General features: G+C 48.8%; 24 protein-coding genes. 8 read left to right on the forward strand and 16 right to left on the reverse strand.

Annotated elements, in window-relative coordinates:
- Nucleotides 1–93 precede the first annotated feature (93 nt).
- The 3 genes from KO512_RS10330 to KO512_RS10340 all read left to right on the forward strand — a co-directional run bounded on the left by KO512_RS10330 (nucleotide 94) and on the right by KO512_RS10340 (nucleotide 4254).
- A complete protein-coding gene (locus KO512_RS10330; RefSeq protein WP_215952273.1) occupies nucleotides 94–1479 on the forward strand; it encodes a PhoH family protein in 1386 nt (461 codons plus the stop codon).
- A gap of 145 nt (nucleotides 1480–1624) precedes the next feature.
- A complete protein-coding gene (gene yidD / locus KO512_RS10335; RefSeq protein WP_215952274.1) occupies nucleotides 1625–1891 on the forward strand; it encodes a membrane protein insertion efficiency factor YidD in 267 nt (88 codons plus the stop codon).
- A gap of 101 nt (nucleotides 1892–1992) precedes the next feature.
- Nucleotides 1993–4254, forward strand: a complete 2262-nt coding sequence (locus KO512_RS10340) for a sodium:solute symporter family protein (RefSeq protein ID WP_215952275.1) — start codon at nucleotides 1993–1995, stop codon at nucleotides 4252–4254.
- Nucleotides 4255–4329: 75 nt separating this feature from the next.
- Here KO512_RS10340 and KO512_RS10345 read toward each other — a convergent pair whose 3' ends face one another.
- Nucleotides 4330–5139, reverse strand: coding sequence for a mechanosensitive ion channel family protein (locus tag KO512_RS10345; RefSeq protein ID WP_215952276.1), 810 nt, complete (start codon nucleotides 5137–5139; stop codon nucleotides 4330–4332).
- Between the two features lie 308 nt (nucleotides 5140–5447).
- On the opposite strand from KO512_RS10345, the gene KO512_RS10350 reads away from it, so the two are divergent.
- A complete protein-coding gene (locus KO512_RS10350; RefSeq protein ID WP_215952277.1) occupies nucleotides 5448–7193 on the forward strand; it encodes a DEAD/DEAH box helicase in 1746 nt (581 codons plus the stop codon).
- A gap of 51 nt (nucleotides 7194–7244) precedes the next feature.
- Here the strand turns inward: KO512_RS10350 and KO512_RS10355 are convergent, their stop codons facing one another.
- Nucleotides 7245–8105 (reverse strand): LysR family transcriptional regulator, encoded by an 861-nt coding sequence (locus KO512_RS10355; RefSeq protein WP_215952278.1) that lies wholly within the window; start codon nucleotides 8103–8105, stop codon nucleotides 7245–7247.
- A gap of 147 nt (nucleotides 8106–8252) precedes the next feature.
- Here KO512_RS10355 and KO512_RS10360 point away from each other — a divergent pair, with 147 nt between their 5' ends.
- The gene (locus KO512_RS10360; RefSeq protein ID WP_215952279.1) at nucleotides 8253–9446 is read left to right on the forward strand and encodes a YbfB/YjiJ family MFS transporter; all 1194 of its coding nucleotides are present in this window, start codon (nucleotides 8253–8255) and stop codon (nucleotides 9444–9446) included.
- A gap of 46 nt (nucleotides 9447–9492) precedes the next feature.
- Here KO512_RS10360 and KO512_RS10365 read toward each other — a convergent pair whose 3' ends face one another.
- The 12 genes from KO512_RS10365 to KO512_RS10415 form a co-directional block, all read right to left on the reverse strand.
- Nucleotides 9493–9894, reverse strand: a complete 402-nt coding sequence (locus KO512_RS10365) for an SMI1/KNR4 family protein (protein WP_215952280.1) — start codon at nucleotides 9892–9894, stop codon at nucleotides 9493–9495.
- Nucleotides 9895–9951: 57 nt separating this feature from the next.
- Complete coding sequence (locus KO512_RS10370) at nucleotides 9952–10425, reverse strand: peroxiredoxin (RefSeq protein WP_215952281.1); 474 nt, start codon at nucleotides 10423–10425, stop codon at nucleotides 9952–9954.
- A 161-nt stretch (nucleotides 10426–10586) separates the two neighbouring features.
- Complete coding sequence (locus tag KO512_RS10375; RefSeq protein ID WP_215952282.1) at nucleotides 10587–10832, reverse strand: hypothetical protein; 246 nt, start codon at nucleotides 10830–10832, stop codon at nucleotides 10587–10589.
- A 615-nt stretch (nucleotides 10833–11447) separates the two neighbouring features.
- Nucleotides 11448–12494, reverse strand: a complete 1047-nt coding sequence (gene hypE, locus KO512_RS10380; RefSeq protein ID WP_215952283.1) for a hydrogenase expression/formation protein HypE — start codon at nucleotides 12492–12494, stop codon at nucleotides 11448–11450.
- Nucleotides 12495–12578: 84 nt separating this feature from the next.
- Complete coding sequence (gene hypD / locus KO512_RS10385) at nucleotides 12579–13727, reverse strand: hydrogenase formation protein HypD (protein ID WP_215952284.1); 1149 nt, start codon at nucleotides 13725–13727, stop codon at nucleotides 12579–12581.
- Nucleotides 13724–13978: a HypC/HybG/HupF family hydrogenase formation chaperone gene (locus tag KO512_RS10390; RefSeq protein WP_215952285.1), complete on the reverse strand. Its 255-nt coding sequence runs from the start codon at nucleotides 13976–13978 to the stop codon at nucleotides 13724–13726. The genes hypD and KO512_RS10390 overlap by 4 nt, the downstream gene beginning before the upstream one ends.
- Entirely contained in the window at nucleotides 13969–16305 is a 2337-nt protein-coding gene (hypF, locus tag KO512_RS10395) for a carbamoyltransferase HypF (protein ID WP_354667743.1), read from the reverse strand. The genes KO512_RS10390 and hypF overlap by 10 nt, the downstream gene beginning before the upstream one ends.
- Nucleotides 16306–16516: 211 nt before the next feature.
- A complete protein-coding gene (locus KO512_RS10400) occupies nucleotides 16517–16837 on the reverse strand; it encodes an AzlD domain-containing protein (protein ID WP_215952287.1) in 321 nt (106 codons plus the stop codon).
- Nucleotides 16830–17585 carry an AzlC family ABC transporter permease gene (locus KO512_RS10405; protein WP_303492536.1) on the reverse strand — a complete coding sequence of 252 codons (756 nt, stop codon included), beginning with the start codon at nucleotides 17583–17585 and terminating at the stop codon, nucleotides 16830–16832. Before KO512_RS10405 ends, KO512_RS10400 begins: the two co-directional genes overlap by 8 nt.
- Nucleotides 17582–18574 carry a bifunctional helix-turn-helix transcriptional regulator/GNAT family N-acetyltransferase gene (locus KO512_RS10410; RefSeq protein WP_303492538.1) on the reverse strand — a complete coding sequence of 331 codons (993 nt, stop codon included), beginning with the start codon at nucleotides 18572–18574 and terminating at the stop codon, nucleotides 17582–17584. The genes KO512_RS10405 and KO512_RS10410 overlap by 4 nt, the downstream gene beginning before the upstream one ends.
- Before the next feature lie 137 nt (nucleotides 18575–18711).
- Nucleotides 18712–18840, reverse strand: a complete 129-nt coding sequence (locus tag KO512_RS20295) for a hypothetical protein (protein WP_289847231.1) — start codon at nucleotides 18838–18840, stop codon at nucleotides 18712–18714.
- Nucleotides 18841–19287: 447 nt separating this feature from the next.
- Nucleotides 19288–19524: a hypothetical protein gene (locus KO512_RS10415; protein ID WP_215952288.1), complete on the reverse strand. Its 237-nt coding sequence runs from the start codon at nucleotides 19522–19524 to the stop codon at nucleotides 19288–19290.
- A 110-nt stretch (nucleotides 19525–19634) separates the two neighbouring features.
- Here KO512_RS10415 and KO512_RS10420 point away from each other — a divergent pair, with 110 nt between their 5' ends.
- A complete protein-coding gene (locus tag KO512_RS10420; RefSeq protein WP_215952289.1) occupies nucleotides 19635–20579 on the forward strand; it encodes a ChaN family lipoprotein in 945 nt (314 codons plus the stop codon).
- Between the two features lie 3 nt (nucleotides 20580–20582).
- Here KO512_RS10420 and KO512_RS10425 read toward each other — a convergent pair whose 3' ends face one another.
- Nucleotides 20583–20864: a peptidylprolyl isomerase gene (locus KO512_RS10425; protein WP_215952290.1), complete on the reverse strand. Its 282-nt coding sequence runs from the start codon at nucleotides 20862–20864 to the stop codon at nucleotides 20583–20585.
- 111 nt (nucleotides 20865–20975) lie between these two features.
- Between KO512_RS10425 and KO512_RS10430 the strand changes: the two genes are divergently transcribed.
- Both KO512_RS10430 and KO512_RS10435 read left to right on the forward strand, forming a co-directional pair.
- Nucleotides 20976–21902, forward strand: a complete 927-nt coding sequence (locus KO512_RS10430; protein WP_215952291.1) for a LysR family transcriptional regulator — start codon at nucleotides 20976–20978, stop codon at nucleotides 21900–21902.
- Between the two features lie 105 nt (nucleotides 21903–22007).
- Nucleotides 22008–22604, forward strand: a complete 597-nt coding sequence (locus tag KO512_RS10435) for a LysE family translocator (protein WP_215952292.1) — start codon at nucleotides 22008–22010, stop codon at nucleotides 22602–22604.
- 32 nt (nucleotides 22605–22636) lie between these two features.
- On the opposite strand, the gene KO512_RS10440 is transcribed toward KO512_RS10435, so the two are convergent.
- Entirely contained in the window at nucleotides 22637–24751 is a 2115-nt protein-coding gene (locus tag KO512_RS10440; protein ID WP_215952293.1) for a NosR/NirI family protein, read from the reverse strand.
- Nucleotides 24752–24802 lie beyond the last annotated feature (51 nt).

Genomic DNA, 24802 nt, shown 5'->3' on the forward strand with positions numbered 1-24802 from the left:
CTACGCCAACATCTGCTTAACTGACTAGACAAGCCGGCGGTTTTTTACCGGTATTTGTGTAAACATCTGAGTCGGCTCGAGAAGGAAACCCGTATGAGTGCTGATAAACTCTATATCCTCGATACCAATGTGTTACTGCATGACCCTAACTGCCTGTACGAATTTAAAGAGCAGGATGTCGCTATCCCCATGACCGTTCTGGAAGAACTGGACAATATCAAGGACCGTAAGCAGAGCGTGGCGCAGGAAGCTCGCCACGTCATCAGAGCAATTGACAACATTCTTAGTGCTGCCACCCCATCGCAGATTCTCAAAGGGGTACAGATTCTGGTTCCCGGCACACAAGATGATACTCGACTGGGCAAATTAAGTATTTTCCCCGATCATGAACTCACCACACGTCAGGGGTTTCTCCCAGACAATAAAAACAACGACAATCATATTATCAACTGCGCACTACACCTGCAGGGCAGCGACCCTCACCGCGAAATCATCCTCGTTACCAAAGATATCAATATGCGTCTCAAAGCGCTTGGGGCGGGTTTACAAAAGGTTGAGGATTACCGCAAAGATCAACTAGTCTCTGATTTAGACCTACTGCCCTCAGGGCATTTCCATATTGAAGGTAACTTCTGGGAGAAAGTGGATAAGGTCAAAAGTTACCAAGAAGGCGCTAACACTTACCATAAAATCAATCCCGACCTACTACCCGACACCTACCCTTGTCAGTACATCTATGATGACTCAAAAGATTTTGCCGCACGGGTTGTCTCTGTTAACCATGAAGAGATTGTGTTGTTAGATCTAGGTTACGAAAAATTGATGCAGCAGGAATGCTGGGGTATTCATCCCATCAATATATACCAAGCGTTTGCCATGCAGTCGCTTCAAGACCCTGATATTGATCTCTGCCTGTTAAACGGCGCCGCAGGCTCTGGTAAAACACTGATTGCACTGGCCTGTGCACTAGAAATGGTGATTGAGCAGGGCCGTTACAATAAAATTATTGTCACTCGCTCAACCCCACCGGTAGCCGAAGATATCGGCTTCTTACCCGGCACCGAAGAAGAGAAGATGACGCCCTGGTTAAGCTCGATCCACGATAACCTAGAAGCGATGCATGAAGGGGATGAACGCCCTCAAAGCAGTGTTAAATATGCTATTGAGAAAGCCAACATACAGTTTAAATCACTCAACTTTATCCGTGGACGTAGTATTCAAAACGCCGTGGTACTGATTGATGAGGCGCAAAACTTAACACCACAGCAACTGAAAACCATTCTGACCCGCTGTGGTAAGGATAGTAAAATGGTCTGTCTGGGTAACCTAGCACAGATTGATTCCAACTATCTGACTGCACTCACCTCAGGCCTAACCTATGTCGTTGAACGATTTAAAGGGTTTGAAGGTGCTTCAACGATTCACTTAGAAGGTATCTTCCGTTCACGTCTGGCGGAATACGCAGAAGAACACCTTTAAACAACACACGGTTCACCTCAAGCCGCTACTCTGTTAGCGGCTTTTTCATCTTATTTTCAAAAACCCACCTCAGATTAACGATCTCCATCAAGCCTTCAGCCGGTTTTGCTTGTATCCTCTAGGCTGGCGGCGCTACACTTCTTATATGATTCTACGACGCTGCTTTATCTTTTTAATCCGCACTTATCAATACTTGGTCAGTCCTCTTCTGGGGCCTAACTGCAGGTTCTATCCAACCTGTTCCACGTATACGGTTGAAGCAATTGAAACCCATGGTATTTTAAAGGGATGCTGGCTGGGCCTTAAACGGATCGGAAAATGTCATCCATGTCATCCAGGCGGCTTTGATCCCGTTCCGCCGGTGTGTTGCAGTACAGAAAAAGTCTCGGAGGATCACGCCCCAGAACCATAATTAAAGCCCTGAGGGTCAGCTTTTCTCTGACCTAGTTAACATCGTTTAACTATCTGCTTTATGAACATTGTCGGACATAATTATTGATATAAAGGATAAGGATGTTTAGCTCACTGACCGTTATTCTCACTGTAACTTTATATATGGCGGTACTCTTTGGTATCGCGCAAATAGTTGAACGACGCAGTAGCCGCGGGGCGGGCTTCAAGGGACCTTGGATTTATTGTCTATCATTGGCGGTCTACCACACTTCGTGGACCTTTTATGGCAGTGTCGGCTTTGCTGCCAGCTCTGGCTTACAGTTTCTCGGTGTCTACATCGGCGCGATACTCGGCATCGCCTTCTGGTGGGTCACACTACGACGTATGGTGTATGCCAAAGAGACCTTCCGTATCACCAGTATCGCAGACTTCATCTCAACCCGTTACAACCGTTCTGAAACCATTGCCGCACTAGTCACCCTGATGGCGCTGCTAGGTGTTCTCCCCTATATCGCACTACAACTGAAAGCCATCGCAGGCTCATTTCAACTCATTACCGATCAACAAAATTCTCCGATGGGCTGGGGTCTCTCGGGCCTGATCATCACTCTCTTTATGGTCGCCTTTACCATTATGTTTGGTATGCGTCGGCTCGACCCCACTGAACGACATCAAGGGATGATGACCGCATTGGCGGTTGAATGCCTAGTTAAGTTAGTTGCTTTTGTCGCGGTCGGCTTGTTTGTCAGTTTTAGCCTGTTTAATGGCTTTGATGATATTACCGAAAAACTATTTGACCAAGGATTTGAGCGGGTCATTCAGGTCAGTGGCGCCCGCGACTCAGGGATCATGTGGCTGACGCTGATCGTGCTCAGCTTTGCTGCCATTCAAAACCTGCCGCGGATGTTTCATGTCGCGGTGGTGGAAAATGCCGACCCCAAACATATCAAAGCGGCGATCTGGCTACTGCCGCTGTATATGATTCTGATTAACCTGTTTGTCGTGCCCATTGCCGCCGGTGGTTTACTATTAGGTTTACCAGAAGATTCCGCCGACTTCTATGTGCTATTGCTCCCCCAATTAGCGGGTAATGATGGGCTAACTCTACTCGCCTTCATCGGCGGATTTTCGGCCGCCACCGGCATGATTATCGTCACCACCATGACGCTTTCCACCATGGCCTCTAATCATCTGATATTGCCCATCATTGAAAGAATGCCCTCCTGCGAATTTATTAAACCTTTTCTCTTACAGATTCGTTGGTTATTAGCCGCGCTGATTCTACTGGGCAGTTATGGTTTTGCCATCCTATTCAGCGATTCCTATATTTTAGTCGCCATCGGCTTAATCTCATTTGTCGCCGTTTTACAATTTTCACCCGCCCTGTTAGGCGGAATGTTCTGGCGCCGCGGTAATAGCGCCGGCGCGTTGGCTGGCTTACTAACGGGTTTTATCATGTGGGGTTATACCCTGCTGATCCCGGCATTCATCGAACACGGCTGGTTAGATAAAACCATTCTACAGGAAGGATTGTTCGGCTTCTCATTACTGCGGCCCGAAGCCCTATTCGGTTTTGATGATATTGGCTCAATTCCTCATAGCGTATTCTGGACACTACTGGTTAATATCAGCTTCTATATTCTCGGCTCACTGCTCTACAGCCCCCATAAAGCCGAGCGAAATCTATCCACTGAATTTCTCAGTGCCATGCGCCCCTCACCCGTTCGAACAGCTCGCCCCGCCGGTTTAGATCGCTATATCTCACTGAATGAGAAACTCGACGAAGCTCGCACGTTGCTGGAAGGTTATCTCAGTAATGAAAAAGCCAAAGCAGCCCTGACTCAAATTACTGAAGATCTACAGGTCACCGGAAAAACCCATATTGCCATTATCGAGTTACTGGAGTTTCACCGCCTGCTCGAACATACACTCGCCGGTTCTATTGGCTCAGCCAGTGCCCATAAAGCGGTGGAAAACAACATCCGCTACAACACCCGAGAGTCAGCCGACCTTAAATCATTGTACAAACATCTCGTTACCGAGCTGAGCCAACAACATCATCCCGATCATGAAAACATGGGAAATCCACAAACAGGTATGCAGAACTACGGCCTGATCAATAGTTTGCAGAACAAAGTCAAAAAATATGAGCACATTATTAGGCTGCAGGATAAACGTATTGAAGCGTTAGAGGAGAAACTGGAAACACGGGTTCAGGATATCTTTCGTTACCGCCTTGAAACACAGAAGACTCGTCAAGAAAACGAAGCGTTGAAACGGCAACTAGAAGACACAATTGAGATTGAAACGGAGCTGGACGTTGGCAATCCTCTAGAGATAAAAAAATCACTGGAGACTAAAAAGTCACTAGACGACAGCTAACCAATATCAACAGTCGCCTGATATAAAAACAGCCGCAAATGCGGCTGTTTCTGACTATCAATCGTTTAGATCGATTTATTCGCTTTCGTGCTTGTACTGATGAACATCCATCTGCGGGAACGGAATAGAAATACCTTCCTGATCAAAACGCAGTTTAACGCTTTCAGTGGTGTCAAACTTAACAGCCCAGTAATCAGCGGCATTAACCCATGGACGAACCACAAAGTTAACACTGCTATCAGCCAGTTCAGAAACGGCAATCACCGGTGCAGGATCTTGCAGTACACGCTCATCACTGGTGACGATCTCTTCAAGCAATGCTTTTGCTTTTTTCAAATCATCGCCATAACCGATACCGAATACCATATCTACACGACGTGTATCACGCGCAGAATAGTTGGTAATAACACCGCTGTAGATATTGCCATTAGGTACGATAACTTCTTTGTTATCCCCAGTACGCATCACGGTGTTGAAGATACTAATCTGTTCAACCACACCGGCAACACCGGCCGCTTCAACAAAGTCGCCCTCTTTAAACGGACGGAAGATAATCAACATCACACCGGCAGCAAAGTTTTGCAGTGAACCCTGCAACGCCAAGCCAACCGCCAAACCAGCCGCACCCACCAAGGCGATCATTGAGGTAGTATCGACACCCAATTGATCTAACGACGCGACAACCACAACCAGCAACAACAAAATATTGGCAATAGCACTGATAAAGTTAACCAGTATGTCTTCCATTTTTCCTTTACGGAGGACTTTACCCAGCATTTTAACTAGGAATTTTGAAATCATCCGACCGACGATAAAAATAGCCGCGGCCATCGCGATATTGATAACCCATGGGATGATGTAAACATCGATAAAAGATAGATCCATTGCTATTTCCTCTTTTGGTTTTAAGCAGTGTTTTTTGAAACCTTTACTTCAGAATAGACGCATAAAACAGTTCTATCAGAATTAATTCTGATCCACCCCTATTCTGCTGGAAGGAATATCTCATAACCTGTTTGAAATAGCCCGTTTAAATCGCGTATTTACACGCTACAATAGTCGTATGACGAGCCCCATCAACACAGTAAAAACGATCATAAAAGCGGATATTCTAAATCGAGTCAGCTCGACGCCCATCTGTTTAACTCGCCCACCCATCCGGCGCATGATTAAGTTCAACCCAGAGCAGCATTATGCAAACTAAGTTCCAACTACGTGACTACCAACGGGATGCGGTTGAGGCGACACTGACTCATTTCCGCCAAAGTGATGCGCCAGCGGTAATCGTATTACCCACTGGGGCCGGTAAAAGCTTAGTGATAGCTGAACTCGCTCGGCTAGCCCGCCGTAAAATTTTAGTGCTCGCTCACGTGAAAGAGCTTGTCGAGCAAAATCATAATAAATACCTCAGCTATGGCTTACAGGGAGGCCTCTACTCCGCCGGTTTGAAACAAAAACAAAATCACCACCAAGTCACATTTGCCAGTGTTCAATCGGTCGTACGTAACCTACAAGATTTTGCCACCGAACATTCATTAGTGATTATCGATGAATGTCATCGCATCAGTGAAGATGAAAACAGTCAGTATCAACAAATATTCACACAGCTGAGAACCTTTAACCCCCAACTAAAACTACTCGGCTTAACCGCTACCCCTTACCGCATGGGCATGGGCTGGATTTATCGTTATCATTATCGAGGCTTCTGTCGCAGCAGTGAACCTCGGCCTTTCGAACACTGTATCTACGAACTTCCTCTGCAATATATGATTAAACGAGGTTTCCTCACACCCCCTCGTATGGTGGATGCTCCCATCGCTCAGTATGATTTTTCGGCACTCAATGCCAACCGTTTTGGCGGTTATGCTGAAACAGAGGTTAATCAACTATTGGTGAGCCACCCTAGAGTCACTCAAGCCATCTGTGAGCAAATCGAAGTGCTGGCAGCTGAACGCCAAGGGGTGATGGTCTTTGCCGCTACCGTCAAACATGCCCACGAAATCTGTGGTTATCTGCCTGACCAAGCCACCGCACTGATCACCGGTGCCACGGCCAATAGTGAACGGGATGAGCTGATTGAGCGGTTTAAACAGAAAAAAATTAAGTACCTCGTCAATGTCGCCGTCCTCACCACCGGCTTCGATGCCCCCCATGTCGACTTTATCGCAATACTAAGGCCCACTCAGTCGGTATCGCTGTTCCAACAGATCGTCGGCCGAGGACTCAGACTCGCTGAAGGCAAAGAGGATTGTCTAGTAATGGATTATGCCGGTAACGGCTTTAACCTGTTTGCCCCAGAAGTAGGGCAGCCAAAACCCGATAGCAGTAGTGTCCCCGTTCAGGTGTTTTGCCCCGCCTGTGAATTTGCCAATATTTTCTGGGGTAAAACAGACGACGAAGGTCATGTAATCGAACACTTTGGCCGACGCTGCCAGGGTACACTGGCGGGAAAAAATGGCGTAATGACCCAGTGCGACTATCGTTTTCGCTTTAAAGAGTGCCCCCAGTGCAACGCCGAAAACGATATCGCTGCCCGCAACTGTCACCAATGCGGCCACGCCATTATCGATCCTGATGATCAACTCAAAGCTGCGCTTAAACTCAAAGATGCCCGTGTGATCCGCTGTGCTGGTATCTCAATGACCGACGCCAACGGCAAATTAAAGATCATCTATCACGATGAACAAGGTGAAGAGCTAAGCGAACAGTTTGATCTGCAAAAGCAGCCTCAACGCAAACGCTTTAACGATCTCTTCGGCCGCCGCTTTGGCCAAAGCCTATCACCTCGACAATTTAATTCGATCGAAGAGATATTAGCGGTCGCTACACTGTTTACCGCCCCAGATTTTGTGGTCGCACGTAAATCGGGACAGTTCTGGCGTATTCAGGAGCGAATCTTTGATTATCAGGGAAATTACCGTAAAGCCAATCAACTCTGATGCTAGCCGCCACTCCTTATAAACCGTGCGATATTAGCCGGTCATCATTGCTTATCCCGCCGCGGTTTGATCCGGTAGCCAACGCAATGAGGCCAATAAAGATTCAATGACTTTCAGTCTCGGTGTACTACGGTGACGGATCAAAACCGTAGGCACGATGGCCAGTTCAGCGGGTAATACGTCTAACGTCAAGTGTTCACGATAGAACGATAATTCAACCACATTGCGTGGCATCAGGGTAACGCCTAGCCCTTGGGCAACACAGCCGAGAATACCCTCTAGGGTTCCCAGTTCGCTTAAACCATAACGGTTATCCTGATAGTCACGCGCCCACTGCAACGCTTTGCTGCGATAAACACAACCCTCTCGAAATAGCACCAGATTATCAGCAGGGATCAGATTTTTAGGCTGAACTAACACCAACTCCTGATTTAATACATCCATACTCATCAAATCGGGATGGCTAATTGGCCCAGCCACGAAAGCACAGTCAACGTGGTGATCTAGCACTGCGCGAACTAATTCAGCGGTGGTCGCCGCCATCACTTGTGGTTTCAATTTAGGGCAACACTCTCGAAGTGCTCCGAGTAATGGCGGTAGATGGGTTGCCGTGAAGGTTTCCATCGCGCCAATTTTGATTTCAGCTGCGCCTTTTCCCGCCAGTCTAACGGCGACACCCGCTTGACGCTCCAACTGTAAAATCTGTTCGGCATATTCCAGCAGCACGCGCCCTGGGCTGGTTAATTCAAGTCCCCGCCCCTTGCGTGAAAACAGTTGAGTACCCAGCTCCTCTTCTAAACGCTGGATACGCGTGGTGACATTAGACTGCACCGTATTCAGCTGTTTTGCTGCTGCTAAAATACCGCCCTCTTTGGCCACTTTTTCAAACGTTTTCAGTGCGACTATTTCCACTATTGCCTCCATAACCCATAACGATAGATGATCGATGACCGAACAATCTATTCTCAATAACAGAACATTAATATCTAAATTATTCGTTTGTAAAGAATTATATAAATATATACGCTTACTTATATAACAATAATAGGCGATTAGTTAATGGGAACCACGGATGACAAACAGCACCTCAAGGTGCTGGGTTCGGGCTTGCTCGGACTTATTCTAACAATCGGCATCGCACGCTTTTGCTATACCACCCTGCTACCGGTCATGCAGTCTGAAGCGGGACTCAGTGATCTGGCCGGCGGCTATTTAGCCACCATCAACTACATCGGTTACATGTGCGGTGCAGTATTAGCGGCCACCGTCGGCAATTTAAAAATCAAGGATATCCTCTATCGTGCGGGTCTGATTACGGCGGTGATTACCACCCTCGGGATGGCGTTTACCGATAACATCTGGCTATGGGGCGTTCTGCGGTTCTTCTCTGGGCTTAGCAGTGCCAGTGGCATGTTAATCAGTGCAGGCTTAATCATGAACTGGTTATTGCGTCATGGTCACCGGCCAGAACTTGGTATTCACTATGCCGGCGCAGGTCTGGGTATTATCGTCAGTGGCCTAGCGGCCGAACTAATGATCGGCCAGCTTGACTGGCAAGAGCAATGGCTCGCCGTCGGTATTCTCGGTTCGCTAATCGCCATTCCCGCGTGGCGTTGGTTACCCCGCCCCGATACCAGTCATCAAACAAAAGCAGGCATACCACTAGAAGACAATCCTCCTAGTCGCCGCTGGTTGTTGCTGCTGGGAGTGATGTATTTCTGTGCAGGTTATGCCTACGTAATCAGTGCCACCTTTCTAGTGGCTATTGTCGAAGCTCAGCCAGGCCTACAAGGTGATGGCCAAATCGTCTGGATTTTTGTCGGTCTGAGTGCCACTCCAGCCGTTATTCTGTGGGATAGATTCGCCCGTCACCAGGGTGCATTGAATGCTCTGTTATTGGCTTTCTTAATTCAGATTGTCGGCATTATCCTGCCGGTGGTAAGTGATAACCTGTGGGTCGTACTTGTCAGTGCCATACTCTACGGCGGAAGTTTTATCGGTATCGTCAGCATAGTGTTAGCGATGGCAGGAAGTTTTTATCCCACAAAACCCGCGAAATTGATGGGTAAACTCACCTTACTCTACGGCATTGCACAGATCGGCGCCCCCGCCATTGCCGGTATTATCGCGGACAGCGGCGGTAGCTATGCCGATTCACTCTATATTGCCGCCGCTGTTTCCGTGTTAGGTGCAGGTATGATTCTGATACTCAAAGCCAGCCAAGCACAGGAGATCGCCCTAAAATCAACCTAAAAAAACGGTTCCTAGGAACCGTTTTTTATAAAATAATGCTTAAAAATCAACTAACTAACCAAACTTCCCTAACCCACTCCCAAATAGTTGTCCATTCCTCTACTTCACCGCTCTCGGGTGTCCAATAGACCACTGTACCGTCGATAGTGACGGCATAAAAACCTCCATCATGGGCACAAATCGGCGTCTGTTCACGGGATAAGCCGATCGACCAAGCATAAGCGGCCACTTCCGGCAGATGGGTATGGGAAGATGGATCAGCCACTGTTACCGGTTCAATGGAACCACAGATAACATCACTCACCGTCAAGAGAAACTCTTTAAAATCCGGATAAAGCGGCACACAGATCTCTTCCTCTGCCGCCACTACATCATCAAAATCCGGCAGTTCTAAAGGAGTTACAACATCAATATTAGCGTCACGTATCGCATCAATTACATCTTGCATAATTCTTCCACAAACCTTTACGTATTGACCACTGACAAAAAACTAAACTGAATCGTTTCAGAGCAATTCAAGTATAGCTTCGGCGCTACTGACTTCAAACGTTTTGGGCTCTTCAACATTGAGGGCAGTAACTACACCGTCTTCAACAATCATCGCATAGCGACGTGAACGCACACCACCAAACGAACCGCTATCCATCTCTAGCCCTAACGCCTTAGTCAGCTCAGCACCACCATCAGCGACCATGGTAATCTGTTCAGCATTTTGCGACTCAGCCCAAGCTTTCATCACAAACGCATCGTTTACCGATAGACAGGCAATTAGATCAACACCTTTGCTGAAAATATCATCCGCTTTAACGATATAACCCGGCAGATGGGATGATGAACACGTGGGCGTAAACGCTCCCGGCAGGGCAAATAACACGACTTTCTTACCTGCAAAAAGTTGTTCAGTACTGACCGCCGCTGTCTCACCCGCGAAGATAGTGCTAACACTGACCGCTGGGATTTTATCACCTACTTGAATCATAACCGTTACCTATAAAGATGTGATTGAGTGCCGAGTGACACCGATATTACATAAAAACAGATCATCCAGTATTTCATACGATAAAGAAAGCGAAACAGCGCCTAGCAAACCGATAATACTCACAATTGGTTGAAACATTTATAGAACCCAGAGCCGCATTATTACTGCTTTGTAGCCGCCTCCATCGCCTCCACCCTTTTCGCCATCTCGTCCTGTATGTACTGATCCATATCTTTTCCAAACTGCTTAACCTCACTTGGACGAGTCGGTACCGCAGGAATTTCTGAGTTGCCATTTGTAGCATTCGGCTCTACTGATGTCGAAGAGGACTCAGTATTAGGAGCCATCTGCTGAACGGTCAGCAAGCCAATAATCAGTACCACAACCATCAATACGATTAATCTCATAACCCAACACCTATGACTGTCGCCCAACAAAGAAGTAATGCACAAGAATAGCAGATTCTCCTCTGTAGAATCATGCGACTCAACAAGAGGTATAAATCGAAAGTAAAAACCTCTGCGTAGCCTTAGCGTGGGACCTGTGGATCTCTCTCTTACACGAGCAACATAAACTCAACTCGCTTTCTTACTGATCATGCCCATCACCTTAAAACCTGGGGCTTTACATGGGAGCGGTAGGCAAGGCTTAGCGAACAACGTGTAGCTTTCTCTCTTACACAAACGAGCTTAAACAATGCACGGTTTTAATATCATAGCCTGAGACTTTGCATGGGATCGGCAGGCAAGGCTTAACGAGCGATGCGTCACTCTCTCTTACACAAACGAGTTTAAACAATGCATGGTTTTAATATCATAGCCTGAGGCTTTGCATGGGAGCGGCAGGCAAGGCTTAGCAAGCGACGTGTCACTCTCTCTTACACAAACGAGTTTAAACAATGCATGGTTTTAATATCATAGCCTGAGGCTTTGCATGGGAGCGGCAGGCAAGGCTTAGCGAGCGACGTGTAGCTCTCTTACACGAGCGAGCGTAAACGCAGCATGCCGTTTCCATGCAGAGCCTCAGCAGATGCGAGGCAGTTGCTCAGCCGACATCCAATCCACCATCCGCTTGCCACCAAACACCGTCTCCATCTGCACAAACTTGAGGGGATCGGCGGTCACTTCACCGATGATAGCGGCTTCTGTGCCTTGCGGGTGTTGTCGCATCACGGCCAGAAGCTGTTCCGCCTTGACCGCCGGGCAGAAGGCGACCAGTTTACCTTCATTGGCAACATAGAGGGGATCGAGCCCAAGAAATTCACAGGCGGCGCTAACCTGTGGTTTGATTGGCATATTTGCTTCATAAATAGACACGCCTACCCCACTGCTTTGGGCGATCTCATTCAGAGTCGCTGCCAGCCCGCCGCGAGTTGGATCACGCATACAATGAATCTGTGGCACCTCGGTTACCATGGCCGCCACCAAATCATGTAACGCTTGGCTATCAGATTCTATGGAGGTTTCAAAGGTCAGCCCTTCTCGTAGGGACATGATGGCGACACCATGATCCCCTAAGGTACCAGACAGCAGTACTTTATCCCCCGGCTGCACTCGATTACCCGACAGGTTGAGACCTTCGGGCACTACACCGATACCGGTGGTATTGATAAAGCAGCCGTCGCCTTTGCCTCGCTCCACCACTTTGGTATCGCCGGTCACAATGGCGACACCGGCGACTTCGGCCGCTTGTGCCATGGAGATGACAATGCGTTGCAGATCCACCAGCGCAAACCCCTCTTCAAGGATAAAACCGGCAGAGAGAAACTTAGGGACGGCGCCGGACATCGCCACATCATTAACCGTGCCATGCACAGACAGTGCGCCTATATCGCCACCGGGGAAAAATAGTGGCGAGATCACATGGCTATCGGTGGCCATCACGACTCGGCCCGGCGGTAGATTAAAGCAGGCTTGATCATTCATCTGCTCTAACCAAGGGTTAGAAAAAGCCTGCAAAAACAGCTCATCAATCAACTGTGCCATGGCTTTACCGCCACCGCCATGGGCCATCTCTACTCGACCATGCTGTAGATCCAACTGATGGCTATATTCAGTTCGTTTGGTCATTGTATTTCCTTTACTGCTCGGCGACCTATTATCTAGGTTCAGGGCTCTAAACTCAGTGCTGTCAACTCAATGCTACGTTAAGGTTTATTCAACACTAGCCGTATTAATCAACGATTCCTGATGACGGCCATAACTATAATAAGCGGCACAAGCGCCTTCACTTGAGACCATACAGGGGCCTAATGGGTTTTCTGGCGTACAGGCACCACCAAACAGCGTACAGTCACGAGGCGATTTCACCCCATGCAGAATCGCGCCGCATTCACAGGCAGAGTTTTCCGCCGAACTACGGTATTCCACCGGAAAGCGTATTTCCGCATCAAACTGAGAAAATTCAGGCCGGATTTTCAATGCACTGTGTGGCACAAGACCTAATCCACGCCATTCGAAAGCATCACGCATGGCAAAGGTTTTATCGACAATATCCTTGGCCCGTTCATTACCCTCTCGACTGACCGCGCGGGAAAACTCATTTTCGACCTCGGCGCGTCCATCATTTAACTGACGTATCAACATGAGGATCGCTTGTAGCAGATCCAAAGGTTCGAAACCGGCAATCACAATCGACTTGTTGTAGTCGGTGGCAAAGCGCTCGTAGGGTTGGCTACCGATAACGGTACTGACATGGGCTGGGCCGACAAAACCATCCAGCGATAACAAACCTAGCTCACCCGCTTCTGGGGAATCGAGAATACTGCTGATGGCAGCGGGCGTAAGCACATGGTTACAGAAAACGGTGAAATTGGTCAGCCCAAGCTTCTTCGCCTGATGGATCACCAAAGCCGTCGGTGGCGTCGTCGTTTCAAAGCCGATGGCAAAAAACACCACCTCTCGGTCAGGGTTATCTTGCGCTAGTTTTAAGGCATCCATACAGGAATAGACCATACGCACATCGGCCCCGGCCGCCCGAGCTTTTAATAGATTACGTTTCCGTGAGCCCGGCACCCGCATCATATCGCCGTAAGAACAAAGAATAACCCCATGGCTAACAGCCAACTCTATTGCCATATCCAAGCGGCTGATCGGCAATACACACACCGGACAGCCTGGGCCATGAATCATGTTGACATTATCCGGCAGCAGATCCGGAATACCGTAGCGGAAGATCGCGTGGGTATGCCCACCACAAAACTCCATTAGGTTATATTCCCGTGTCGGCTGTGCTTCCTGACGAATCCGCTCGGCTATCTCACGGGCCAGTTTGCCATCTCGATATTCTTCGACATATTTCATGAGATCACCTGCTGATTATCACTCATTGCCGCATCCAACTCACCCAGTTCGGCAAATAGCGCGAGGGTTTTGGCCGCCTCTTCTGGATCGATTTTATTCAACGCATAGCCTACATGGAGAATCACATAATCGCCTTCAACCAGATCAGCAATCAGTGCAATATTGATCTCTTTACGCACCCCACCAATATCGGCGATGGCCGTTTCTGCATCAAGAATTTCAACCACCTGTACGGGTATTGCTAAACACATTGGAATAACCCCTTTACCACTTGTTTTTCATTGTTGTTTTCGCCTGCCAACCGCTGTGCTATCTGAGCCTGTCCTAGGCTAATACCGGCATCGTTGCAGGGCAGTAATGCTGCGTTATAAACCGTTAATCCCGCTTGCTGTAACTGTTTGGTTACGCCTTGACGCAGCAACTGATTAAGAAAACACCCGCCCGCCAAGACCACGACGGAAAGATTCGTCCGGCGGCTGTGGCACACCACCCAACGACTCAAGCCATCAATCAGCTGTCGATGAAACAATGCTGCGCCCCAGGCGGGATCTTCGACATCGGCTAACACCTCTAGCAAACGTAGCAATACAGGCTGGCCGGTATCACTGAAATCGATCATCGCCGGCAGCTCGGGCCAATCATGGTGTTGTAGATAACGGTATGCACTGGCCTCCAACTGCATCGCGGCCTCCGCTTCAAAGCTATTGTTATGACAGATGCCTAACAGTGACGCCACCGCATCGAACAAACGACCGGCACTACTGGTCAACGGGCAATTAAAGTTCTGCTTTAACATCTGCTTAACAGTCAGCGCCGCCGGTTGATGAAAACGGTGGGGAATCTCAGCCCCGCGCTGCAACTGATACAATACCGCGGCAGCCGAACGCCAAGGTTCGCTGGCCGCCCGATCACCACCAGGCAAAGCCTGTTCAGGCAGATGTCCTAGCCGATGGTATTGATGCCCCTCCACTCGCATCAGTTCGCCCCCCCAGAGTTGATTGTCAGCACCAAGCCCTAGGCCGTCCAACACTAAGCCCAATACGGGTTCACATAGACGATGCTCTGCCATCACTGAGGCGATATGCGCATGATGATGCTGTACTGAATAGAGAGGAATAGCGTGCTGTTGCGCATATTCTCGTGCAAAGCGGCTACTGTAAAAATCCGGGTGTAGATCACATACCACCTGTTGCGGCGTTATAGCTAACAGTTGCGTGAGATGTTTAGTCAGTTCCGTCAGTGCCTGACAGCAATCAGGATTATCTAGATCACCGATATACTGTGAGACATAGGCTTTATCGCCTTGAGTGATACAGAGCGTATTCTTAAAAAACGCGCCTACCGCCAATGTCGACGGGCCGCTTTGCGGTAGCCGTATCACCTGTGGTGCCAGCCCACGGCCTCGGCGGATCAACGGCATCTCATCCGATAAACCATTAACGACCGAATCATCACAACGGATCTGAATATCCCGATCATGCAACACAAAGCCATCGGCAATACCCTGTAACGTCTGCAGCGCCTGCTGATTATCTGTGACCAACGGGTTACCACTACGGTTAGCACTGGTCATCACTAACAACGGTGTTTGTGCTTGATTCAACCAATCACTTCCCTTCGGAGAACCACATAGACCGTGTAGCAACAGGTAGTGAATCGGCGTATGGGGCAGCATAACACCACACCAAGCCAGTTTTGGCGCGATACCGGGTAACTCAGCGTTCACAGGACAGAGCAAGACCGGTGCATCCTGTGCCTGTAACCGTTGCTCGCGGGCATCATTCAACTGCACAATCGCGCGCAATGACTGAGAGTTCAGACCCATCACGGCAAAAGGCTTTGTCGGCCGCTGTTTTCGCTGTCGAAGTCGTGCCACCGCCGCAGGATTATGAGCATCACACAGCAGGTGAAAGCCGCCGATCCCTTTCACCGCAACAATCTTCCCCTGCTGAATGAGCGCCACGGCGGTACTCAGCGGCTCAACCGCTTGCCGCTCACCCTTCGCATCAGCAAAACTTAGCTGGGGACCGCACTCTGCACAGGCATTCGGTTGAGCATGAAAACGACGGTTAACCGGCGAGGTATATTCATCCCGACAATCCTGACAGAGCGTAAAACCTGACATCGTTGTCGTTAGCCGATCATAAGGTAGCGCGCGGATAATACTGTAACGGGGGCCACAGTTAGTACAGTTAATAAAGGGGTAGTAATAGCGTCGATTAGCCACATCAAACAGTTCATAGAGACAATCAGAACAAACAGCAGCATCGGGTGTCGCCCCTACCGTTAAGTCTCCACCTTGTGTATGGATAATCGTAAAATCAGAACAGTGCTGTTGCTCGGTCTGATCAACCTGTATTTGATCGATCAATGACATGGTTGGCTGCTCACGCTCGAGCAACTGCTGGAATTGTTCAAGAACAGCAACCTCGCCCTCGACAAAGATATCGACACCAAAAGCAGAGTTAGCCACCGTCCCCTTCAGCTTAAGTCGGCGGGCAAGGTTATACACAAAGGGCCGAAAACCGACCCCCTGCACCTGTCCACTAACCTGAATATTGATAGCTGAAATAATGATAACCCGCCTCTGCTTTCATCTATGTTGGCTTTGTTATCAGTTTACAAGTTATATGCCAACCTACGGAATATACCCCATGAACCGCTGTAACGGGGAGGGTTACAGCTTAATGATGAACATCGCATAAAGATCTGCCTGGAAGGTCGTTATGCAGTTTTACTCAAATCTGGCTAACCACCTCCCACCCGATAGGTCAGACAATCGCTCAGCGTTATAGACCTAAGCCGAACCGCAGCAGCATAAAGCAGAGCATACCCAATACGATGGTGGTTAATAAGTCTCGGCGCCAAAACGATACCAATACCGCAAAAAGCCCAGATAACAACCAAGGATTATCAAACCCTAACCAAAGCTCGCCACGGGGCAAAAGCACCGCTGGCACAATGATCGCGGTGAGCACCGCAGGCGGCACAAAGCTCAAACTCGTAGTCAACCAAGGAGGAAAGCGCACTCGCCCTGCAACCGCAAACAAGACATAACGAACACTAAAGGTCGCTACAAACATCCCAGCAATAAGAAGAAACTCAGTCATCGACCACCGCCTTTGCAGGTTCATGTTTGAGTAATAGATGCAAGGAGAGTCCGGTAGCAATACCGCATAACGCAGCGACGATTAATCCCAATTTATGAGGCATACCAATGGTTGCCATCGCTATCGCGCCAGAGACAATCACCGCCCCCCACATCGGCTTATTCTTTAGATAGGGCACCACCATCCCGATAAAAGTAACCGACATGGCGAAATCCAACCCCCAATCGGTCATATCGGGAAACGTCTTACCTAAAGCGATCCCTAAACCGGTGCAAAGTATCCAATTACCATACATCGCCACCCAAGAACCGAGATAGAACCAGTGTGCGTAATCGGTATTCTGCTGCAGCATAAAACGGTTACTGACGGCGGCGAAGGTTTCATCGGTCAAACCAAACGCCATCATCACACGCCAACGATGGGGCAGATGCGCCACCTTAGGCACCAGATTCGCAGCATAGAGAATATGTCGTAGATTCACTACAAAGGTAGTGGCAATAATCACAGGAATCGCCGCGCCTGCAGCCATCAAACCCAAAGCGATAAACTGAGACGAACCTGCATAGACCACTACCGACATCGCCAATGCGCCCCATACCGACAAACCACTGGGGCCCGCCAATGTACCGAAAATAATCCCAAACGGAATCGCGCCAATAATTAAAGGCAGGGTTGCCTTAGCCCCTGCTAACATTTCTCGCCGCTTGACGGTACGGCTATCCTGTTTCATCACTGCACCGCTATTCACAAACTCAACCTCATGTAGAAATCAGCTCTATTGTAATAAGAGACGCCCCTAGGATGTGGAGCCAACCTAAAGCCCATATGACGATAAAGCTGTAATGCTCTATCAAGCTTACTCGAGGTTTCCAGAAACACCTCTGCGGCACCGAGTTCTCGCGCCTTATCTAGCGCAGCCATCAATAACCGCCGGCCTACACCCACGCCTTGCCAAGCATCATCCACACCCATTTTAGAAATTTCATACCGACCGTCACTGTGCCGAGCCAGTGCAACGCAGCCAACCACCTGATTATCCAATTGATGGCGGGCAAACCAGATATAGCCACCCCGAGCGAGGTAATAGCCTTCAGGATTATCCAAAGCCTCACTGTCCCTCGGGGTCAGCTCAGCGTCAAAATAGTGCGTCAGCCAAGCCAAGTTGAGCCGTTTGAATGCCTCGCGACAGCCCTCATCCCAGCCCGTAATAACCACCTCTTCACTCTCATGACGTCGTGTTAACTGTTGCAACACCGGCGCATAGAAACCCTGTTCAGTGAGCAAGGCTTCAAACTCAGCCAGCGAATCCAGCAACGGGTGTTGTTGCGCCTCGATCAAACCATCAAGATGGGTTTCAATCGCCTGCCAAACCGGTGCGATCTGCTCCAATAACGTTTTGCTCTGTGCGGTTAATGCCAGCAGTTGCCGTCGTTCATCATTCGGATCCGCGGTTTTACTCAGCCAACCTTCCTGCTGCATCTTACGAGCAAGTTTACTGATCGCCGGATGACTCACCGCCAGCTTATCTGCCGCTTCGGTCACCGTCATCTCTCCCCGCTGATGTAGCATATTAAACAACGGAAAAAAACTCGGGTTAAGATTAATCCCCTGACTCTGGTAGAGCCGAATAACATCCTGAACTAACCTATCCGACAACCGTTTCAACCGACTGCCAAGCGACAACGAGCCAAAACTTTTCATGTAATCCATATCACCTAATACCCAAACAATCAGCACAACAGCAGCCAACAAAACTAATTACGTAACTGGTTACGGACAATATAATAAAAAGGAGGATATGCAAACCCTCCTGTTGATTTCAATCGTCGGCAGAAATCAGTACTGGCCAGCCGAGCAGGGCTCGCCTGAAACAACTAAGACAGCAACAGGATAACCTGTACCAGCATCGGTGAAATACCGACCACCAAACCTGCCACCACCATTAAAACAGTAGCGGTAATACCGAACATCTCAACATTTTGCTCTTGTTCTTGATGTGCCATGAGTCATTCTCCAAGTATTTTTTGTGCGTTACTTTCTATATAGCATAAACAAGGCCAAAACAAACAAAACTAATATTTTCAATAGGTTATAAAAACAATAGTATTCGAGAGGACAATTTACATCAGTGAGCCATGCCGTTAATGACAGTGCGCTTTGTCACTTATGACACCCGAAGCGAAAGACCTCAGCTTCAGATAATTAAGACTTGATCAGGCTATAGACAGTCACTGAACTTGAAGAGAACGGAGAACAACGATGGATAAAAAGACAAACGCTAAACGTCTAATCTAAAGCCAAGCATTAGCCTATTAGACACAACACAACTGACGCACCGATGAACAGGATTTAAATAATAAGATGGCCGCCCATCATTAGTATGGACGGCCATTAAAGAGGTTGCTGATCGGCTACCGGCCTATCTACGATCAGCAGCCATGAGCAGAGGTTTAAATATGATGTTCGGCGATAAAGCCTTGCAGTGAATCATAGCTCCAGTCGCTGCCATCGGGATGTTTGTGCTCATGTTCATTGAGCTTTTCCATCATCTGCTTGACATTATCACCCTTTTTACGCAGTCCCTGAACAAAATGCACGGCCTCATCAACCCGCTGTTGCAGTGCAGGATCAACACCCTCTACCTGTTCACCTTTCTTGCGAATACTCACTTTAATGCCTGATTTCATGCTATGTTTCTCCTTCACACTGTACTTTTCTATAACGTTACCCCAGCACTAAGCAGCTGAAAAGGGGACAGATCAAAATGTATCTAAAACAACGCATTAAAAAGCAAATAATGTCACTTTCGCTGATCGGTTCAGCACTGCTAACCACCGGTTGCCTGCATAACACTCAACCTTCCACAACAGCAGAGTCAACGCCTGTACCCATGGCAAGCCACCCGCTCAATGGCAAAATCGTATCGATAGCTACTGGCCAGCCACTTAGCTATACGCAAATGCTGAAACAATTAAAAACCAGTCGTTTTATCTTATTGGGCGAGAAGCATGATAATCCAGAGCACCATCTACGAGAGCTGCAACTACTCAAGGGCTTACAAAACGGCAGACATACTCGCTTAGTGTTAGAGATGCTCGATGAAAAGCAGGCAGAGCAGATTGATTTGCTATCGCCTAAAAGCAGCGAAGCTCAGATACAAAAAAAGCTCAATTGGAATGATAGCAGTTGGCCTTGGCAGGACTATGGTCCGCTGATCAGCGCGGCACTCGAAGATCAAAATCAACTCAAGGCCGGCAACCTAAGCAAGCCGGTTGTTATGCAGATTTACCAGAACGATATGCCAGACCAAGCACGCCTAACAACCGTCAAGGCAATACCAGAGACAATCAAGGCAACGATGCAACAACAGGTTTATGACAGCCACTGTCAAATGATCCCTTTGGATCAGATGGGGCCCATGACACAGATTCAGCTCAGCCGAGATGCCAGCATGGCCTATGCGTTAAGCGATAATCTTGGGGATAATATGCAAGCGATGCTGGTGTCAGGCACCTTCCATGCCCGCAAAGACACGGGCGTCCCTTTGCATCTGCAACAACGAACCTCAGAGCCTTTCGTTACAATCTTACTGACTGAAACCGATGCCGCCGTCCTCAGTATTGATGAGGCGATTGCCCCCTACTCGGAAATGGCCGATTACATCTGGTTTACTAGCCGGTCAGCCGAAAAAGACTACTGCGCATCGCTACGTCAGCAGTCTCATCAGCAAAGCGATAACTAGCGATTAGTCTTCGCGGCTGGTCACTTCTAACAAGTGGTAACCAAACTGAGTTTTAACCGGTCCTTGAACTTCACCCACGGGTGCAGAGAAAACCACTTTATCAAACTCAGGTACCATTTGGCCTGGACCAAAGCTGCCCAGTTCGCCACCCTGTGCGCCAGATGGGCAGCTAGAGTGCTGTTTTGCAAGTTCAGCAAACTCAGCACCTGCTTCAATTTGTGATTTAAGATCAGCGCACTGAACTTCATTACTTACCAAAATATGACGGGCCGATGCACGTGCCATAAAAAAATCCTATCTCTATGTTAATTGTGCCGACAGGATCCCTTTTTTCGTTAGTCACTGCAACCCCAGAGATAAGATTGACGTTATAACGATTACTGATATGCTTAGCCGATGGAACTCTCTCGCATTAATCTTAATCTGCTCATCTCTCTGTATTACCTGCTGCAGCTCAAAAGTGTCACGGCGGCCGCTGGCGCACAGCATATTACCCAACCAGCGATGAGCCGCAACCTCAGCCAATTAAGAGAGATATTTCAAGATAAACTAATGGTGCGGGTAGGCAATAGCATGCAGCTTACCCCCAGAGGAGAACAACTCTGGACCCAGCTACCGGATGCGCTCAATCACCTTGAAAGCCTCTTGATTCCCAGTCAGTTTGAACCTGCCGGTTATCATGGTGAATTTAATATCGCCACCACCGATTTTATCACCCACGATCTGATGCCCCCGTTACTGGCTAAGTTACAGCAGGACGCCCCTGGCATCAGTCTGCATTTTCATCTCTGGCATCCTGGTATGATGGAAGCACTGCGTCAAGGGCGTCTCGACTTGGCCGCCTGTATTCTGGACACCGTCCCCGATGATATCTATGGCAAACAGCTCGGCAGTGGTGGTTATAGCTGCGTGATCAATGGCAACCACCCATTGGCCAACCAACAGATATCACTAAACAATTACACCAAAGCCGACCATATTGGCATCAGTGCGGGCGGTGATAAAATCCGCGCGGTAGATGAGGCTCTGAGCCAGCTAAATCGACAACGGACGATGAAACTCACCGTCCCTTTTATTCATTCAGCGATGGCCATCACCCGTCAGGCTAACTACGTCCTAACACTGCCCACCCATATCGCCTTACGGCTTGGCCCTGAATACGGTTTGCTCACTCAACCACTGCCACCACAGATTAAGATTCCAACCAGCCATTACTACCTTATCTGGCATCAACGGCTGCACGGTGATCCAGCGCATCGCTATCTACGCGAGCGGATGCAGGACAGCCTGAGCAATCAAAATAAACCACCTGCTTCGCCTTAAACAAGGTCATACCAAAAACTGATAACCTTTATCGATATTCAGCATTCGCCGCCATCCCTATCGGAGCATACAATCCCTGCCGTTCACTAAGGGATGATAGTTACAATGACTGAATGGCTAATTTTTGCCGGCATCATGCTACTCGGCGCGATGTTACCGGGCGCAAACACGGCAATTATTTTACGCAACACACTGCAAGGCTCGCTGGCCACCGGTTTTATCACGGCGGCGGGATTAGCGACGGCACTGGCGCTCCACGTACTGCTATCGGTTATCGGCCTCGCAGCCCTGATTGAACAGACCCCGATGCTCTACAGCGCAATACGCTGGCTAGGTAGCGCCTACCTGATCTATCTAGGGATCGTCTATATCGCCACCCGCTCCAGCGATGATGCCGAAGAGGATCAAGGCAGTCACCGCCATCCGTTTATCGCCGGAATGATGGTTAGCCTGTTCAACCCAAAGATCTTGATTATGTTCGTGGCGATTTTCAGTCACGTGGTCGCCGAAGTCTCCAACCTATGGATGCAGGTGCTGTATTGTGCAACACCGGTATTGGTGGAGTTCTCTTGGCTGAGCATTCTCATTCTGCTGCTCACTCGGCCAGCGGTGCAGGCAACCCTTAAACGGGTGCGGACATCGATCGAACGGGTTATCGGCGGCGGCTTAATTCTGTTAGGGATAAAACTGGGGTTAGGTTAACCCCAGTTTATAGCGAGGAACTGGGGCCCAGGTTAAAGCTGCTGCACCACAATACTATTGTCTGCCGCGGCGGCCTTTTGCCGCTGCTTATTCTGCGATAGCTCGATAGCACACTGATCTGGGTTATTAAGAATCACGATACACTCCATACATTGCACGCACTCATCATAATCGATACTGCCATCGCGGTTGATTGAATCGATTTCACAACGCACTCGACATAGCTGACAGGGACTGCCGCATTCAGCCCGACGGCTCAACCAGCGGAACAAGCTAAACTTACCTAACACCGCCAGCCCAGCCCCCAAAGGACAGAGATAACGGCAGAAGAACTTATGAATCACCATCCCCACGCCTAACAGCAGTAGCGCATAGATAACAAAGGGCCAGCTACGAACAAACACCAATGTCACCGCCGTTTTAAAAGGTTCAAGTTCGGCCAAGCGTTCCGCTAAGGTGACTGAATAAAATGCGCTACCCACGAGGATAAGCAACAAGAGGTATTTGAGTTTCTGCAGTCGATGATGCAGCTTAGGCGGGATTTTTACCTGTTTCAGTTTTAGCCAACCACCGAGTTTAGCGGCAATTTCCTGCAACACACCAAACGGACAGAGCCAGCCACAGAAGACTCCTCTACCCCACAGAAACAGTGAGATAAACACATAGGTCCACAGCACAAACAGCACCGGATCGAGCAAAAATACTTCGATATCAAAGCCTTTCATCAGCTGCAGCAGCAATGTATAGATATTCACCACCGAGAGCTGCCCTTGAGCATAAAAGCCGATAAAGAACAGGGTAAACAACATCACGCCCCAGCGCAGCCGATGAAACAACCGCCGATGAGATGACAACCGGTGCTGCCAGATAAATGCAGCGCTCACCACCAGCAAGGTCAATACTAGCCCGGTAATCTGCAACCAGCGATCCAACCATAAACGTTGCCACAGCGGCAGCGGTTTCACATCAACGACCTCTTGTATATCAAATAGCTCGGCGGGCAGTTGGTAGCTATCGCTCAATTCGGCCTGATCGCGGATCAGGTGGTTACGGGCTAAGTCGAAATCCAATTTCAAGCTCATCGCCTGTGAGGGATCAAAACCGGATTGGGCCTTGATTCGGAACACCCCTAGCTGAGTAATCGGCGGGGCATCTGACGGCATCTGAGGCGTGCTGTTATCGAAGAAATCTAGATCCCGTATATCGACCGGCAAACCGTTCTGTGACATACCCAATCGACTAGGCACCGTTCCCCGTCGAAATTCAGGCTCGAGAAAACCATAATGCCCGACAGAAGCAACCAACAAGGCATGCTCTCCCGGCCTCAATACCGCTTTTAAACGGGCATAATCCTGCTCACCAAGCAAATTTTTACCGGTGACGGGGGTATTCAGATAGGCATAGTAATATTGTCCCGGCAGATCGGACTGTTCTAACGCTTGCTGTAACTCGGGATCAGCATAGTCTTGGAGGTCTAGAGGAAACTCAGTTTGCAACCTCTCTCGCGAAATAGTCCAGCGGCGCAATAAACCCTGTTGTTCTAACGATTGCCAGTTATAGGGCTGATAAACATCATCTCGCACCGTCACCGAGGGCGGGCGTGCAAACCCTTCAAGATAGGCCCGCGCCACCTGAAGGGCCGCCGACAACACGGTATCATTCATCACCAGCACCGACACCGTCGCTTTGGTCACACCATCGATATACACCGTGCTAGAACCACTTTGATCTTGGCCACTGTGACGGCTATCAACAATCACCCGTTTATCGACGGTTATTCCCTCATACTGCCGGAGAAACTCAAGCATCGGCTGCTCACCCAAGCCATGCAAGAAGATCGGCTCATGATGGCTCAACACCGACAATTTAACCAATTTTCCCGAGGCATCTAGACTAATCAACAGATTAATCCGCTCACCCGAAAACCCCGGCAGGTCAGTCAAATCGTTAGTTTCAAACACATAACCCAGCAACTCATCTAACTGATAAACCGGAATCACTTTTGGATTTACTAGTGGCTCACCTATTCGGGTCAGCTTGGGGAAAATAGTCCGAATCTCCGCCTCGGTGATGTCAGCAAAGCTAACGACGCTGATCAACATCAGATACAGTAATGCGATAGTTCTTAATAGCGGGATAGACAACATACAGTGACTCCGATGGATAAGCTTAAATAATCCAACCGGAGACACTTTTCA

The organism is Amphritea atlantica (assembly GCF_018860855.1).
Lineage (GTDB): Bacteria > Pseudomonadota > Gammaproteobacteria > Pseudomonadales > Balneatricaceae > Amphritea > Amphritea atlantica_A.

Coding starts and splice junctions, on each gene's coding strand:
- KO512_RS10365 (WP_215952280.1), bottom strand. CDS start 9,894: ATGCAAGATGTAATTGATGCGATACGTGACGCTAATATTGATGTTGTA.
- KO512_RS20295 (WP_289847231.1), bottom strand. CDS start 18,840: ATGGCACATCAAGAACAAGAGCAAAATGTTGAGATGTTCGGTATTACC.
- KO512_RS10340 (WP_215952275.1), top strand. CDS start 1,993: ATGTTTAGCTCACTGACCGTTATTCTCACTGTAACTTTATATATGGCG.
- KO512_RS10390 (WP_215952285.1), bottom strand. CDS start 13,978: ATGTGTTTAGCAATACCCGTACAGGTGGTTGAAATTCTTGATGCAGAA.
- KO512_RS10430 (WP_215952291.1), top strand. CDS start 20,976: ATGGAACTCTCTCGCATTAATCTTAATCTGCTCATCTCTCTGTATTAC.
- hypE (WP_215952283.1), bottom strand. CDS start 12,494: ATGACCAAACGAACTGAATATAGCCATCAGTTGGATCTACAGCATGGT.
- yidD (WP_215952274.1), top strand. CDS start 1,625: ATGATTCTACGACGCTGCTTTATCTTTTTAATCCGCACTTATCAATAC.
- KO512_RS10370 (WP_215952281.1), bottom strand. CDS start 10,425: ATGATTCAAGTAGGTGATAAAATCCCAGCGGTCAGTGTTAGCACTATC.
- KO512_RS10375 (WP_215952282.1), bottom strand. CDS start 10,832: ATGAGATTAATCGTATTGATGGTTGTGGTACTGATTATTGGCTTGCTG.
- KO512_RS10330 (WP_215952273.1), top strand. CDS start 94: ATGAGTGCTGATAAACTCTATATCCTCGATACCAATGTGTTACTGCAT.
- KO512_RS10435 (WP_215952292.1), top strand. CDS start 22,008: ATGACTGAATGGCTAATTTTTGCCGGCATCATGCTACTCGGCGCGATG.
- KO512_RS10425 (WP_215952290.1), bottom strand. CDS start 20,864: ATGGCACGTGCATCGGCCCGTCATATTTTGGTAAGTAATGAAGTTCAG.
- hypD (WP_215952284.1), bottom strand. CDS start 13,727: ATGAAATATGTCGAAGAATATCGAGATGGCAAACTGGCCCGTGAGATA.
- KO512_RS10350 (WP_215952277.1), top strand. CDS start 5,448: ATGCAAACTAAGTTCCAACTACGTGACTACCAACGGGATGCGGTTGAG.
- KO512_RS10360 (WP_215952279.1), top strand. CDS start 8,253: ATGGGAACCACGGATGACAAACAGCACCTCAAGGTGCTGGGTTCGGGC.
- KO512_RS10440 (WP_215952293.1), bottom strand. CDS start 24,751: ATGTTGTCTATCCCGCTATTAAGAACTATCGCATTACTGTATCTGATG.
- KO512_RS10345 (WP_215952276.1), bottom strand. CDS start 5,139: ATGGATCTATCTTTTATCGATGTTTACATCATCCCATGGGTTATCAAT.
- KO512_RS10400 (WP_215952287.1), bottom strand. CDS start 16,837: ATGACTGAGTTTCTTCTTATTGCTGGGATGTTTGTAGCGACCTTTAGT.
- KO512_RS10420 (WP_215952289.1), top strand. CDS start 19,635: ATGTCACTTTCGCTGATCGGTTCAGCACTGCTAACCACCGGTTGCCTG.
- KO512_RS10415 (WP_215952288.1), bottom strand. CDS start 19,524: ATGAAATCAGGCATTAAAGTGAGTATTCGCAAGAAAGGTGAACAGGTA.